Origin of the sequence: Fictibacillus terranigra (genome assembly GCF_030412265.1) — a bacterium.
GTDB lineage: Bacteria > Bacillota > Bacilli > Bacillales > Fictibacillaceae > Fictibacillus_C > Fictibacillus_C terrinigri.
Genome location: NZ_JAUHLN010000006.1, coordinates 18,244 through 31,646 on the forward strand (window position 1 = coordinate 18,244; position 13,403 = coordinate 31,646).

The window sequence follows — 13,403 nt, forward strand, 5'->3', positions numbered from 1 at the left end:
CGCAAGTGCCCACAACGAGCGCTAAGAGCAGGTCATCCCTATGATGCCGGCCGGCTACGCGTTGGCATGGCCAAGCACACCGTTGGTTGCGGCCATACCGATAATAACGGCTCCCCACATATGTTTATAGGCGGTTATGTAATCCTCGCATGTGAACCGGATTCGTTTTGGCCCGATCAGTTCAACTGTCGGTATGGTGGTCGTCATTAACGCCTGATTCGTACCTTTGAACTCAATCTCGAAAGTGATCGGCCCCTCGACCACATATGGAGCAATCTCCTTAGCTCTCTGTACTCCCCGCATGGATTTCTCGCGAATGATCTGGCGTGCCTTCACAGGGTGGATGAGCTCTGCTGCAAAACGGTCAACTGCGTATTTAACAACGGCTCCTTCGATATCCGGCAAAGTTTCCATGACTTCCTCCACATAAGCGTCATCTCCTGTAGCAAGAATGGCGGGAACACCAAAGTACCCAGCCGCTCCGGCATTCATTTCTGTCTCACCCACGACCTTGCCGTTGATCTTCATCTCTGCCACTGCGACACCCGCAAGTGTATGGCTGATCACGGCTCGTTCTGATCCCGCTTCACGTCCGTGATGCCCGACAAACATAATACCGTCGAAGCTTTCATCCAGTCCGGTCAGCTGGCAGAGCACCCTGTTGTTGCCGGAGACAAGACGGGCCCGTTCATCGAGTTCCTCGACGAGCAGATTGGACATGTTGCCATGGCCATCCGCTACCGTAACTTCTGTTGCACCGCCTTCAAATGCTCCTGCAATCGCGGCGTTCACATCGTCTGTCATCAATCTTCTGAACCGCTGATATTCGTCATTTTTCTTAAGCTGCATGTTAGTAGCAACACCAGAGATTCCTTCCATGTCTGCCGAAATAAAAATTTTCATTGTTCTCCCCCTTTTGATGAATAAACCTTTCCTTAGTAAAAGGAAACAGAATTTTCTGAACGATCAAGCGATATAAAAAAGACCCGCGGGCCTTAAATATATTCAAAGGAATTTTTATAGACATCCATTTGGAGAATGACATTGGTCTTATTGATGCCTTCAATTTGATGAATGCTTTTGACAATTTCGGTGATTTCCTCATAGTGGCGGACATTGGCCTGTACGAGAAGCTGATATTCTCCAGAAGTAAGGGTGATGAAACGGATTCCTGCAATATCCTGCAGTGTTCTAATCGTATCCTCCATCCTCGGAGGCACGACACTGATCTGGATAATAGAACCGACCTTGACTCCAAGAGAAATAGGATTAACGACACCCACGACTTCCAGAATGTTAGATTCCACCAAATTGTTATAGCGAGAACGTACTGTTTTTTCTGTTACATTCAAACGCTGGGCAATTTCAGTAAAGGACATCCTGCCATCCTTGGAAAGGAGCTTAATAATTCCTTTGTCCAGCTGGTCTATGATTTCTAAAGACACAATACTTCCACCTTTCAGTACAATAAAATAAAAAAACTACTAAATTAGTACTATTAATAGTTAATTAGTACCTGATTACAATATCATAATTAAATAAAAGTATTGGATTTAGTAATTTTAAAATAGTATAATTTTTTCAGAATATTTATTCAAGTGTTTTTTCAAAAAAATTGAAAAAGAGGGTGGAAATATGCTCCTTATTAAAAACGGAACGCTGGTGGCTGGAACCGGAAGCATTAAGAAAGGCGATCTATTGATCGATGATGGGAAAATTATTAAGATCGGGGAAGGCATTAAACCGGATGTGCGGACAAAAATCCTAGATGCGGAAGGAAAGTTTGTGACTCCAGGGCTGATCGATGTACATACCCACCTCGGGATCCATGAAGAAGGAATCGGGCCGGCAGGGCACGACTACAATGAAACGAGCAATCCGGTAACTCCTTATGTTAGAGCCATAGACGGCATCAACCCTGATGAAAAAGGTTTTGAAGATGCCCGAAAAGCCGGTGTGACGACTGTTCAGGTAATGCCTGGCAGCGCCAATGTAATCGGCGGAGAGATGGCTGTAATAAAAACAGCCGGAACGGTCATCGATCAAATGGTCATACGAAGTCCATCAGGCATGAAAGCGGCCTTTGGAGAGAACCCGAAGCGTTTTTATGGAAATAAAGGCAAGTCACCTGTCACCCGTATGGGAATTGCCGCTTTATTTCGAAAAGAGATGAAACGAGCCCAGGACTATTTGCGAAAGATGGAAAATGGAGAAGTACCGGATGCGGACCTTGGAGCAGAGCAGCTCATCAACGTGCTAAAAGGGGGCATTCCTGTTCGTGCCCACGCGCATCGTGCCGATGATATTGCTACAATCCTACGGCTTGCCAAGGAATTTAAAATCGATGTGACGATTGAGCATTGCACGGAGGGGCATAAAATCGCCTCTTATATTGCAGACCACAATGTGCGTGTTTCCGTCGGGCCTACATTATCAACACGGAGCAAGATTGAGCTTGCTGATAAAGGCTGGCACACGCTGAGTGCTTTGGATCAGTCCGGTGTTCCTGTATCCATTACTACCGATCATCCAGTTGTGGGAATCGACAGCCTTATTTTAAGTGCCATTTCGGCTGTCAAACATGGGTTAAGCGAGCCATCTGCATGGAAAGCCATAACGATCAATGCCGCCAAACATCTTGGCGTCGATGATCGGGTCGGTTCACTTGAAACCGGAAAAGATGCAGATGTTGTCATCTGGAGCGGAGATCCCTTTGATGCGCGCAGCACAGTGGAAAAGACGCTGATTAACGGAGAGATTGTGTACGGCTCAAAAATACAGTAATCCCTTACAAAAAAAAGACAGCTGTCGATCAGCTGTCTTTCCTCCAATTCTCTTCAATAAAGGCATCTCTTCCGGAATCAATACGTTCCTGCTTATACTCCTCAGGGTTCTTCTTGTAGAAATCCTGATGATAATCTTCGGCTGCGTAGAATTCTGAAGCCGGCAGGATCTCTGTGACAATTGGCTTGTTGAAACGGCCGCTGCTGGCTACTTCTTTTTTTGAACGCTCGGCCAGTTCCCGCTGTTTCTCATCGTGAAAGAAAATTGCGGTTTTGTATTGGCTCCCTCTGTCAAAAAATTGGCCGCCTTCATCTGTCGGATCAATTTGAGGCCAATATAGATCCAGTAATTTTTGATAAGGAAAAAGAACCGGATCAAAAGTGATCTCTACCGCCTCGTAATGGCCGGTCGTCCCTTTTTTTACTTCTTCATAGGACGGTTTTTCCACAAGGCCGCCCGTATACCCTGAAATGATGCCATGAATGCCTGGCAGTTCATCGAACGGCTTGACCATGCACCAGAAACAGCCTCCGGCAAACGTTGCTTTTTCAAGGTGTTTATCTTCTTTCATGTTGACTCCCCCTTAATTCCTGTTCAGTCTTTTCATCATATATGGTTAAAGGGAGAAAATCCATTAAAAAGGCCGGTTCTACCACAGAACCAGCCTCATCTTTTTTAATTAATCATCGAGATAATCTTTATGGTTTTTATTCCTTTTTTTGCGTCTGGCCGAACGAACAACTAAAATGACAATGATGATAATTAGTAAGATACTAACGTTTAAGAATCCTCCAAAGAATAGTAGTATGTCTTTTAACCAATCTGTTATTGATTCCATGCTGTCATTCACCTCTTATTTCTACATTACCCAGTTAACGCTTAACTTAATCTTTAACTTTGATGCCAAGTAGACTCTTGCAGCATCAGATACTCAGAACAAAAGAAAACACCCAGCATAACTATTGCTGGGTGTTTCGCATTCAATCATAAAAATAATGTCCGGAATCAGGTCCGATCCTTCGGTTTTCATTCAAAAAGTGGATGTTGACCATATCTTCAATCGGCAGTTCAAAATCAAAAATATCAATATTTTCCCGGATACGATGAGGTGTCGCTGATTTTGGAATGACGGGAATTCCGTTCTGAAGCGCCCACCTCAAAACGACCTGAGCCGGCGTTTTTTCGTGTTTTTCTGCAATCTGTACAATGAGGCTCTCAGAAAGAATTTCTCCTTGCATTAACGGGCTCCATGCTTGCACTTGTATGTTATTCTGATGGCAGAAATGCATGAGCGGTTTCTGGTTCATCCGCGGATGATACTCCACCTGATTAACAAATGGCTTGATCTCGCAATGTCTGATCAGCTCCTGCAGATCACGAACACCAAAATTGCAAACGCCGATTGCCCGTACATCACCGCGGTTATATAAAATTTCCAGCGCTCTCCATGTTTCTTGAATCCTTCCTCTACTCGGCCAATGAATCATATATAGATCAATATAGTCCACACCTAGTTTTCGTCTGCTCTCATCAAAGGCTGCCAGTGTATGGCTGTATCCATGGGATGTATTCCATAGTTTAGTTGTGATAAACAGGCGGTCTCTCGCGATTATACTTTTTTGTAAAGCGCTTCCAATTTCTGCTTCATTTTGATAAATGGCTGCTGTATCAATGCTTCTGTACCCGGCGTCAAGAGCGGTATGTATGGCTCGTTCGACCGCTTGCCGGCGCTGAAGCCTGCAGGTGCCGAGCCCGACCCATGGCATGGTCACGCCGTTTCCCAGCACCGTTCCTTCATCCAAATGAATCATTATTTTTCCCCCGTTTTTCATACTTTCTATACTTTATGCAGACAAACTGATTTTCATCTTAAAAAGCAGAAAAAACGTAAAATATAACGGCCGGCATCCGATATTAAATACAAGTAACATCAATCTAAAAAAGGGACTCCATGGGTCCCTTTTTTAATGGTTGTTTAGATTTTAAACTTCGAGATCATCTCTTGAAGCTCTTCCGCCATAAAAGACAGCGACTGTGCGGAAGCTGTGATCTCTTCCATGGAGGCAAGCTGTTCTTCAGTGGAAGCTGCGATGCTTTGTGCGCTCTCGGACGACTCTTTTGCGTTTGAGGCCATCTCACCGGCTGATAGAGCTATGGCATTAGATCCATTCGCCAGCAGCTTGGTAGCTCCTGAAATCCCCATAATTTTTTCATTTACATCAATCACGGACTCCTGGATGAGATGAAATTGCTTGTCCGCTTCCTGAACAACCGTAAGTCCCACTATCACATTTTCTTTTACTTTCGATTGACTGGCTTGACGCTCCGGTCTCTTGCTGAAATTGTTCAATCAAGCTTCTGATCTCCTGGGCGGAATGACCGGATTGCTCGGCAAGCTTTCTTACTTCCTCCGCAACAACAGCAAAGCCCCTCTTGCTTAACGGATACGATGTCCCCAATGGATTATGACCGCACTCTGCTTGGCCGGAAGCTGTGCCTGTCTGTTCGCCGGCAGTGAGAAGCATTGCAGATATGACATCCAGCTGCTGAGCGGTTTCTTCGATCATTTCAGCACTGCTTGCTGATTTCTCCATCTGGATGTCTGCGCCTGAGGCATTGTCACCGGTCAGAATATACGCTCTTTCATCATTAGAGTAGCCGTCCAGAAAAACTGCAGATCCTGTTTGTCCCCCAGCTCCCCGCTCAGCTTGTTCTGTTTATAGCTGCTGTAGTATGAAAAACCGTCTGCTACGATGAGAGCAAAAATGGTTGTTCCGATCAGAATCACTAACTTATTTCGTATTTTCACAGGTAGGTTGAACCTCTTAATTTGTGCTACTCTCTATATCGGAAAATAAAGTATTCTTTACCAGGCTTCAAAACATTTTCGCAGAAACCTGCTTTCGGCTATACTGGTAAAGGACGCAGCTTGAACAAACTGCCTGAACGAGAAAGGAGATTTTCATCCCATGAAATCCATTGTTCTTGCCGAAAAGCCAAGTGTAGCCAGAGACCTGGCCCGCGTACTTGGCTGCAACCAGCAAACAAAACAATCTATCGAAGGACCAAAGTACATTGTTACCTGGGCGCTTGGCCACCTGGTGGAGCTGAAGATGCCTGAGGATTATAACAAAGAATATAAAACGTGGCGGATGGAAGATCTGCCTATCATTCCTAAAGAAATGGGCCTAAAACTTATTCGCCAGGTGAGCCATCAGTTTAAAGGGATCGAACACCTGGCCAGACGCAAAGATGTTTCAGAATTTATTATTGCAACGGATGCGGGGCGTGAAGGTGAGCTTGTCGCCCGCTGGATCCTGGAAAAACTCCGCTGGAAGAAACCAGTCAAACGCCTTTGGATCTCGTCCCAGACAGACCGGGCCATCAAGGATGGATTTCGCCATTTAAAACCAGCCAAAGAGTATGACTTTTTGTATCAGTCTGCCGTATGCCGTTCTGAAGCTGACTGGCTGATCGGATTGAACGTAACACGAGCCCTGACGACAAAATATAACGAACAGCTGTCTGCCGGCCGCGTACAGACTCCGGCCCTTTCCATGATTCTAGAACGAGAAGCTGAGATCAAAGCGTTTGTCCCTAAGGAGTATTTTACGATCGATGCCAAGATCGGACCGCTTGATGCAGCTTGGGAAAATAACGGAGAACGAAGAATATTCGACCGGAATAAGGCTGAGAGAATCATTGAGTTGATTAAAAATGAAAAAGGGTCTGTTTCTTCTGTCCAAACGAAGGCAAAATCGGAACAGCAGCCAATGCCATACGACCTGACCGAACTGCAGCGTGACGCGAATCGCCGCTTCGGTTTCTCGGCGAAAAAAACATCGAGCGTGCTTCAGAACCTGTATGAGCGCTACAAGCTTGTCACCTATCCGCGGACCGATTCCAAATATTTGACCGCCGATATGGAGCAGACGATGACCGACCGTCTTCAGGCCCTTTCCTCTGCCTATCGCGATGAGGTGCAGCCCGCGTTAAGAAATAAAGGAAAAGTAGCTGCAAGAAAAGTGTTTAATAACAGCAAGGTCTCGGATCACCATGCGATCATCCCGACAGATGAAACACCTCACCTTGGCGACCTTTCTCCCGATGAACGAAAGCTTTACGATATCATCGTCCGCCGCTTTCTTGCTTTATTCTACGGACCGTACCAAACGGAGACGATTCACGCAGTCATCGATGTTAAAGGCGAAACATTCTCAGCAAGGGAAACGAAAATTGTGGATGCTGGATTTAAAAAAGTGACCGGAAAAGATGAAGACCGTTCGGATTCAAAGCCGCTCGGTGCGGTCAGAACAGGACAGGAATTCAGTGTAAAGGACTCCCGTCTTCAGAAGAAGCTGACCGAGCCGCCGGCACGTTTCAATGAAGCAGATCTGCTGGCCCGCATGGAGAAATTCGGCCTTGGAACACCGGCTACACGCGCCGATATTATTGAACGCCTGCTGAGCACTGAAGCCATCGACCGGCAGAACAACCGCCTTCATCCGACTCCTAAGGGAAAACAGTTGATCGAATTAGTGAACAGTGAATTGAAATCTCCTGAACTGACAGCAAAATGGGAGAAAGAACTGGAAGACATCGCACGAGGAAAGGGCAATCCGAAAGCATTCCTTGATAATATCCGCATGCAGACGAAACAGCTGGTACAAGAGATTAAGGGAAGTGAACAAACGTATAAAGCACATAACCTTACCGGCTCCAAGTGTCCGGAATGCGGAGAACTGATGAAAGAAGTGAAAGGGCGCGACGGCAAGATGCTCGTCTGCTCAGGCAGAGAGTGCGGATTCCGAAAACGGAAGGATCCTAAGCTGTCCAACCGTCGCTGTCCGCAGTGCCATAAAAAGATGGAGATCCATAACGGAAAGGCTGGAACCTACTTTCAGTGCCGCCCATGCAACGTTGTCGAAAAAGCGGAGGACCGCAAGAAGACCGTCTCCAAACGCGAAGAACGCCAGTTGATGAAGAAGTATACAAAGAAAGACGAAGCCCCATTGGGGAACAGCCTGGCCGACGCATTGAAGGCTGCATTGGAGAAAAAAGATTAAAATTTTGGTGGCTTGGTGCCAGGCACCTGCTTTTGACATTTGTCAAAAAGCGGTGCCTGGCACCATTTTTTTAGCCTAATCGATCAGATTGAGCCTGATGGCTTTCACTACAGCTTCGGTCCGGTTTTTCACTTTCAGCTTTTTAATGATGGCAGCTACATAATCTCGAACCGTGTATGGGCTTAGATGGAGATGCTCCGCAGCACATTGAATCGTTTCACCCTGTGCCATAAGCTTTAGCACCTCTTTTTCTCTCGCAGTAAGCAAGGGGGAACCAAAATCCAGCTGCTGTATGATGTTCCCCCATTGTTTATAAAGTGCCTCTCCTGCATATTGGCCAAACTTCATGAGCAATGCCTGCTGATTCGGTTTCGGCTCCTCAAACCATTCACCGCCCTGATCCAATAGAATCAGACCGAGCAGCCTTCCTTTTCTTGGTGTAAAAATCGGAACGGCCACAAGAGAGGCTACCTGATATTGTTCGACCAGCCGCCTTGGGATATGCTCTGCTGCATTTTCAAGATAAACAGGCTTGGACTGAAGGATTTTCTGAAGGTACTTTTCCAAAAATGATACCTCTGAGAATGCCACCTTTATATTCTGGACATCCTTGCCCAAGTTCTTATGTGCAGCAAAAATACCTCTCTCTACCTTTGGGGAATAGAGAAACAAAGCGCTCCGTTTATAGGAAAGATAGTCAACAAACCCATGTGCCACCGTTTTTAACGTATCCGAACAGGTTTGTGCCATGAGAAGCCGCAGGGTAAATAATAGAGCTGCGTCTTTCCATTCATTTTCACTTTCAAGCGTGTTCATCTTAATCTGCCTTTTATACATGTTTGAAATGAGCTCAATCCGCTGATAAGAGATGCTTGAAGCGTCAGATGACTTTAAGCAAAGCAGGAGGGTTTCCTTTGCAAAAGAGATGGGAATGATTCTCGGCTGCTTAGCCCCAGGATTCAGGAGCCGGCATAAAGCAAGAGAGAGCTGTTCTACTGTATTGGCGGACATCGTCATGCAGATATCGATGATCGATTTCGTCTCTTTTGTGGAATCGAGACTTCTCAGTTCGACCAGCCTGTACTCAAAATCTTCTATTCGTAAAAGTGCCGCCCAATGGAGCGGAATAATGTTGGAAGTGATCATTGTATCGAGCCATTTGTTTCCGTTCGTTTCTGTTGTTAAAGGGATGAGAACCTGGTCGAGGATCTTATTGAAAATATACTGAATCGACTGATGATCAATTATTCTCGGATTCTCCTTCTCCTCCAAAATATGATGAATCATATTTTCAATCGCGGACAGCAAAAAGATCACCTGGCTGTAATCAATATCCATGGAATACTGATCTCTCCATTGGGTCAGCATGGCAAGAATCAGCTGATTGATATGATCATAGTCATTTTTCTCTAGAAGTTCTTTAAATGAATAAGTCATCATACCGTCAAATTCAGAGATGAGGTCTTCTTGCTGAGAGGAAAGTTCATTTTTCACACGTTTCCAGTTCATTAAGATGTCTCCCCCGTATTTTGTCAGGAGAGCAATGCCGTTTAAAAAAAGCGCTTCCACCTCAATTCCTCCCTCTATTTTCGATACTTTCTATCACTTTATATTTTTCGAAATATTTTTACAATATATGCCCTTTTTTACCCTACATTTGTCGGGGTTAAAAAGTGGATTACGATATTTAACGGAATTGTCAGTTTACTTTCCCGAAAGTAAAGTAAATGTATATTAAAGCGTTTTCATAAAATTGAAAGAGGTGGCGTTGATGAGTGAGAAAACCGTCCAATTAAAGCCTGTGGCCAATAAAGGAGGAACGAACAAGAAGGTCTTCTGGAAAGCTTTTGGCTCCGGAATGATCGTACTGACTGCCCTTCTTAGTTTTATGGGGATTTCAGGTACCGCTTACGCTATACCAATGGCAGGTGTTGGTGATTTTTACGTTGTTTTTGATCACCTTGAAGGCAAAGGATATACCTTTTATCCAAAAATGGGTGAATCAAGCAAAGAAAAATCCACACCTCAAGGCACCAACCTGATTAAAGATCTAACCATCAATAACCTTCAGCTCTACAAAGATTTCAACATCAGCGGTGATAAATGGATCCGTGTGAAAATTACGGCTAAAAAGCCAGTGCATATCTCTGGATTGCAGCATGATGCTTCCGTCATTGAGGCCGATGCAAAATTCAGCAACCTGGCGCTGAAAGAAAAACAGAGCAACGACTGGCAGAAGCAATTTCAACAAACCTCATCCACCATCCAGCTCGATCATGCAAAATTGAAAACTCATTATCTCTTTCAAGAAAAGATCGTCATGAACGGTATGAAAGTAACCGTTGAACGCATCAACAAACCGGGCAACTAACATGGGAGGTGAAGAGCATGAGCGCAAGACAATGGAAACAGGGACGACCCTTTCTTGGTTCGATTCTGACGCTTCTGAGCGGGGCACTTATTTTATGGGTTCCCTTAAATTTAATCGTCAAAGCCTTCCTGCCAGGCACAGTATCCGTTATTGGAATCCTGTTCGGGGGCTTGGTGCTGTTAATCGGCATCATGGCACTTTTCTTTCCTCAGTTTTCTAAAGTGTTTGGTATTGTGGCCATCTTTTTATCCATCCTCTCGATTGTTGGTGCCCTTGGCGGTTTTCTCGTCGGAACACTCCTTGGTATTACCGGGGGTTCCTTAATGGTCGCCTGGAGCCCTCCTGCCGCTGATCGCGGAACGGATAAACAGCCCGGCGAGGCCACAGACGATGATCTTTACATTCCTCATAAGATGGTACAAGCAAAATGATGGTTCGAACACTGATGGCCATCACTTGTCTTTTAGGGCTGACAGGACTTTTTAGCCCGTCTCAGGCAAAAGCAGAGACAGCTGGCCAAAAGTTAGAAGGATTTGTCATCAGTGCCGACCGGGTGGATGGCGGCACCATGCTTCCCCAAGTGGTTATGGGAGAAACATCAGCCAATAAGCAAAAACCGATGATTCGCTTTCAATACCGGAATGCCACACTTTATGGCATGAAGCTGACAAAAGTTCTGGCAACCGATCAAGGTCCGATCACCATCATCATGAATGCAAACGGTCCGGTTCATCTGACAGACTTGACCGTGGATGCTTCCGCATTTTCTTTAAAGGGAGCCTGTTTGAAGGCGGGTGAATCTGTCCCTGAGCTTGGCCTTAAAAAGGTGACGATGCTCGTCCATCAGATGAACGCCGCTCAAGGCGAACTTTCCCGGCTTCAGCTTTCAACCGTCAAAGGCAATCATGAACTTCAACGGCCTGATGTACCAAAAGTTCTGCGGGATTTGTCCTCTCTTCCTTTTTTAGAAGCGAAAGATGCGATCGAGTCATTAATGAAAGGCCATCTTCCGCTTACGTGCGAGGATGAATCGAAGGAAGATCAGCCTGATGAAAAAAAAGATGACTCGCTTCTTCCCGGTGTTAAACCCGATCAGAAAAAAGAGGACTCGCTTCTTCCCGGTGGTCAAAAGCCGGTGGATGATGCCGTTAAACCTGTTGAAGATAACATTGGAGGCGTAACAAAACCAGTGAAGGATACGATTGACCATACGACAGAACCGTTAAAAAAAATTAAGAAACCAGTAGATGATACAGTGGATAACGTTAAAAAACCGGTCAAAAAAGTGACAGAAACCGTTCCTAAAGTAGTGGATGATACGGATAAAACGGTCAAACGAGTCATTGATCCGGTAAAGAAACAATTAAAACGGACGAAACAGCAGCTTTGCAAAGACGCTGCTAAAATGGAGGGGAAAGTTCCTAAACAGCTGGGACTGGATTTAATCCACGCAGCCCAAAAGGAAAACGTTCCGCTGACTGATCTTTGTTCAAATAACAACGATGCGGAAAAACAATTAAAGCTGCTTCAGAATCAGCTGTTGAATAATCTGGATCTGCTTTCTCTGCTTAAAGGTGACGAGGATGAACTCGCCTCCCCTGAGCTTTTTGAGAAAATGGAAAAAGAGATGAAGAAACATTCAACATTAAAATTGCTGCCTCATCTGTTAAGCCCGTTGAATGGTCTCTTTGGTTAGGGCCATCTCCTCCAGGCAGTCTGGCCATTTATGTCCAGACTGCTTTTTTATTTCATTTCCATCCCCTTAAGCTTAAAATGGAAAATAAAAAAAATCGGGGGTCGATGATGGTACACATCGAGAGAGACCGATCCAACGTGAACCGGGATGAGGTTGTGAATCTCTACCATGCGGTTGGATGGACCAAACATAACCGGTCAAACATCAGCAATATAATGCCAGCAGCCATACGGTATTTGCCTACATAGACGGGAAACTGGCATGACTTGGAAACACGTTACAAAATAGACAAAAAGGGTTCACATAACGTACATGAAACATCCTCAACGCCTCCTCCCGATATGGTAAATTAAAAGGGAAATGAGATACAGGAGGTTACCAGGCATGAATCCATCCATTAAACGATTTATACTCATTGGTATACTTGAAGGAATATCTTTTTTAGTTTTGCTTGGCATCGCCATGCCATTAAAGTATTTTGCAGACTATCCGCTAGCGGTAACGATTGCGGGATCACTGCATGGGCTTTTCTTTGTTCTGTACCTGATCGCCCTTGCGAATGTGACCTTTAAAAACCGCTGGCCGTTTACTCTGGTCATGGGAGCACTCGTTGCCTCCGTCCTTCCATTCGGCCCCTTTGTGTTTGACTCCTACCTGAAAAGAAAAGCGTAACAAATTGGGTGCCAGGCGCCGCTTTTTGACAGTTGTCAAAAGACGGTGCCTGGCACCCTTTCCTATAGGATTGTACCGAGGAAGTCTTTTGTGCGCTGGTTCTGCGGCTGAGAAAAGATCTGGCTCGGGTTTCCTTTCTCCACAATTTTTCCATCGTGCATATACACCACCGTATCAGCGGCTTCTCTCGCAAATCCCATCTCATGGGTCACAACAAGCATGGTCATGCCTTCTCTCGCAAGATCCTTCATCGTGGCAAGCACCTCACCTACAAGTTCCGGATCCAGGGCAGATGTAGGCTCGTCAAAAAGCATGATCTTCGGCTTCATAGCGAGTGACCTAGCAATAGCCACCCTCTGCTTTTGTCCCCCTGATAGTTTCGAAGGATACACATCTTCTTTATCAGCCAGTCCGACCTTTTTCAAAAGCGCTCTGCCTTCTTGAACAGCCTGGTCACTAGGCACTTTTTTAACCATAAGCGGAGCTTCTATGACATTCTCGAGTACGGTTTTATGAGGAAATAGGTTAAAGTGCTGAAAGACCATTCCCACTTCCTGCCTGACCTTGTTTAAGTCCGTATTCTCGGGTTCTACTACTTTTCCATCGATCGTGATCGTACCGCTTTGTTTGTATTCTAAGAAGTTTAAACAGCGGAGCAGCGTACTTTTCCCTGAACCGCTGGCGCCAATCAATACAACAACATCCCGTTCATGCACTTCAAGGTTTACATCCTTCAGCACATGAAGATCTCCAAACGATTTATTCAAATCTCGGACGTTGATCATGACTTTTCTCTGTTCCACCCTACTCCACC

General features: G+C 45.3%; 16 protein-coding genes. 7 read left to right on the forward strand and 9 right to left on the reverse strand.

Translation table 11 applies throughout. The features are described from left to right. Nucleotides 1-54 precede the first annotated feature (54 nt). Together QYF49_RS21475 and QYF49_RS21480 are read right to left on the reverse strand one after the other, a co-directional pair. Nucleotides 55-903: a M55 family metallopeptidase gene (locus QYF49_RS21475; protein ID WP_290401646.1), complete on the reverse strand. Its 849-nt coding sequence runs from the start codon at nt 901-903 to the stop codon at nt 55-57. 92 nt (nt 904-995) lie between these two features. Next, nucleotides 996-1,445, reverse strand: a complete 450-nt coding sequence (locus tag QYF49_RS21480) for an Lrp/AsnC family transcriptional regulator (RefSeq protein WP_290401647.1) — start codon at nt 1,443-1,445, stop codon at nt 996-998. 190 nt (nt 1,446-1,635) lie between these two features. On the opposite strand from QYF49_RS21480, the gene QYF49_RS21485 reads away from it, so the two are divergent. After that, nucleotides 1,636-2,784: an amidohydrolase gene (locus tag QYF49_RS21485; RefSeq protein ID WP_290401648.1), complete on the forward strand. Its 1,149-nt coding sequence runs from the start codon at nt 1,636-1,638 to the stop codon at nt 2,782-2,784. A gap of 28 nt (nt 2,785-2,812) precedes the next feature. Here the strand turns inward: QYF49_RS21485 and msrA are convergent, their stop codons facing one another. The 5 genes from msrA to QYF49_RS21510 all read right to left on the reverse strand — a co-directional run bounded on the left by msrA (nt 2,813) and on the right by QYF49_RS21510 (nt 5,593). Further along, a complete protein-coding gene (gene msrA / locus QYF49_RS21490) occupies nt 2,813-3,355 on the reverse strand; it encodes a peptide-methionine (S)-S-oxide reductase MsrA (protein WP_290401649.1) in 543 nt (180 codons plus the stop codon). 409 nt (nt 3,356-3,764) lie between these two features. Further along, nucleotides 3,765-4,595, reverse strand: coding sequence for an aldo/keto reductase (locus tag QYF49_RS21495; protein ID WP_290401650.1), 831 nt, complete (start codon nt 4,593-4,595; stop codon nt 3,765-3,767). Nucleotides 4,596-4,759: 164 nt separating this feature from the next. Continuing rightward, nucleotides 4,760-5,011: a hypothetical protein gene (locus QYF49_RS21500; RefSeq protein WP_290401651.1), complete on the reverse strand. Its 252-nt coding sequence runs from the start codon at nt 5,009-5,011 to the stop codon at nt 4,760-4,762. After that, a complete protein-coding gene (locus tag QYF49_RS21505; RefSeq protein ID WP_290401652.1) occupies nt 5,004-5,378 on the reverse strand; it encodes a methyl-accepting chemotaxis protein in 375 nt (124 codons plus the stop codon). The genes QYF49_RS21500 and QYF49_RS21505 overlap by 8 nt, the downstream gene beginning before the upstream one ends. Nucleotides 5,379-5,410: 32 nt before the next feature. Further along, nucleotides 5,411-5,593 carry a hypothetical protein gene (locus tag QYF49_RS21510; protein WP_290401653.1) on the reverse strand — a complete coding sequence of 61 codons (183 nt, stop codon included), beginning with the start codon at nt 5,591-5,593 and terminating at the stop codon, nt 5,411-5,413. A gap of 160 nt (nt 5,594-5,753) precedes the next feature. On the opposite strand from QYF49_RS21510, the gene QYF49_RS21515 reads away from it, so the two are divergent. Further along, nucleotides 5,754-7,850 carry a DNA topoisomerase III gene (locus QYF49_RS21515; RefSeq protein WP_290401654.1) on the forward strand — a complete coding sequence of 699 codons (2,097 nt, stop codon included), beginning with the start codon at nt 5,754-5,756 and terminating at the stop codon, nt 7,848-7,850. 75 nt (nt 7,851-7,925) lie between these two features. Here the strand turns inward: QYF49_RS21515 and QYF49_RS21520 are convergent, their stop codons facing one another. After that, complete coding sequence (locus tag QYF49_RS21520) at nt 7,926-9,419, reverse strand: response regulator transcription factor (protein WP_290401655.1); 1,494 nt, start codon at nt 9,417-9,419, stop codon at nt 7,926-7,928. A gap of 202 nt (nt 9,420-9,621) precedes the next feature. Between QYF49_RS21520 and QYF49_RS21525 the strand changes: the two genes are divergently transcribed. The 5 genes from QYF49_RS21525 to QYF49_RS21545 all read left to right on the forward strand — a co-directional run bounded on the left by QYF49_RS21525 (nt 9,622) and on the right by QYF49_RS21545 (nt 12,589). Continuing rightward, nucleotides 9,622-10,221, forward strand: a complete 600-nt coding sequence (locus tag QYF49_RS21525) for a DUF6230 family protein (protein WP_290401656.1) — start codon at nt 9,622-9,624, stop codon at nt 10,219-10,221. A 17-nt stretch (nt 10,222-10,238) separates the two neighbouring features. Continuing rightward, on the forward strand, nt 10,239-10,652 hold the full coding sequence (locus tag QYF49_RS21530) for a DUF6114 domain-containing protein (protein WP_290401657.1): 414 nt from the start codon (nt 10,239-10,241) through the stop codon (nt 10,650-10,652). Continuing rightward, a complete protein-coding gene (locus tag QYF49_RS21535; RefSeq protein WP_290401658.1) occupies nt 10,649-11,917 on the forward strand; it encodes a hypothetical protein in 1,269 nt (422 codons plus the stop codon). Before QYF49_RS21530 ends, QYF49_RS21535 begins: the two co-directional genes overlap by 4 nt. 104 nt (nt 11,918-12,021) lie before the next feature. Continuing rightward, nucleotides 12,022-12,165 carry a hypothetical protein gene (locus QYF49_RS21540; RefSeq protein WP_290401659.1) on the forward strand — a complete coding sequence of 48 codons (144 nt, stop codon included), beginning with the start codon at nt 12,022-12,024 and terminating at the stop codon, nt 12,163-12,165. 136 nt (nt 12,166-12,301) lie between these two features. Continuing rightward, entirely contained in the window at nt 12,302-12,589 is a 288-nt protein-coding gene (locus QYF49_RS21545; RefSeq protein ID WP_290401660.1) for a DUF3817 domain-containing protein, read from the forward strand. 62 nt (nt 12,590-12,651) lie between these two features. Here the strand turns inward: QYF49_RS21545 and QYF49_RS21550 are convergent, their stop codons facing one another. Further along, entirely contained in the window at nt 12,652-13,374 is a 723-nt protein-coding gene (locus QYF49_RS21550) for an amino acid ABC transporter ATP-binding protein (RefSeq protein WP_425589629.1), read from the reverse strand. Nucleotides 13,375-13,403 lie beyond the last annotated feature (29 nt).

What these genes read in the sequence shown, in the direction of transcription:
- QYF49_RS21540 (WP_290401659.1), top strand. Translation starts at nt 12,022, where the DNA reads ATGATGGTACACATCGAGAGAGACCGATCCAACGTGAACCGGGATGAG.
- QYF49_RS21545 (WP_290401660.1), top strand. Translation starts at nt 12,302, where the DNA reads ATGAATCCATCCATTAAACGATTTATACTCATTGGTATACTTGAAGGA.
- QYF49_RS21495 (WP_290401650.1), bottom strand. Translation starts at nt 4,595, where the DNA reads ATGATTCATTTGGATGAAGGAACGGTGCTGGGAAACGGCGTGACCATG.
- QYF49_RS21550 (WP_425589629.1), bottom strand. Translation starts at nt 13,374, where the DNA reads ATGATCAACGTCCGAGATTTGAATAAATCGTTTGGAGATCTTCATGTG.
- msrA (WP_290401649.1), bottom strand. Translation starts at nt 3,355, where the DNA reads ATGAAAGAAGATAAACACCTTGAAAAAGCAACGTTTGCCGGAGGCTGT.
- QYF49_RS21530 (WP_290401657.1), top strand. Translation starts at nt 10,239, where the DNA reads ATGAGCGCAAGACAATGGAAACAGGGACGACCCTTTCTTGGTTCGATT.
- QYF49_RS21505 (WP_290401652.1), bottom strand. Translation starts at nt 5,378, where the DNA reads ATGGAGAAATCAGCAAGCAGTGCTGAAATGATCGAAGAAACCGCTCAG.
- QYF49_RS21535 (WP_290401658.1), top strand. Translation starts at nt 10,649, where the DNA reads ATGATGGTTCGAACACTGATGGCCATCACTTGTCTTTTAGGGCTGACA.
- QYF49_RS21475 (WP_290401646.1), bottom strand. Translation starts at nt 903, where the DNA reads ATGAAAATTTTTATTTCGGCAGACATGGAAGGAATCTCTGGTGTTGCT.
- QYF49_RS21515 (WP_290401654.1), top strand. Translation starts at nt 5,754, where the DNA reads ATGAAATCCATTGTTCTTGCCGAAAAGCCAAGTGTAGCCAGAGACCTG.
- QYF49_RS21525 (WP_290401656.1), top strand. Translation starts at nt 9,622, where the DNA reads ATGAGTGAGAAAACCGTCCAATTAAAGCCTGTGGCCAATAAAGGAGGA.
- QYF49_RS21485 (WP_290401648.1), top strand. Translation starts at nt 1,636, where the DNA reads ATGCTCCTTATTAAAAACGGAACGCTGGTGGCTGGAACCGGAAGCATT.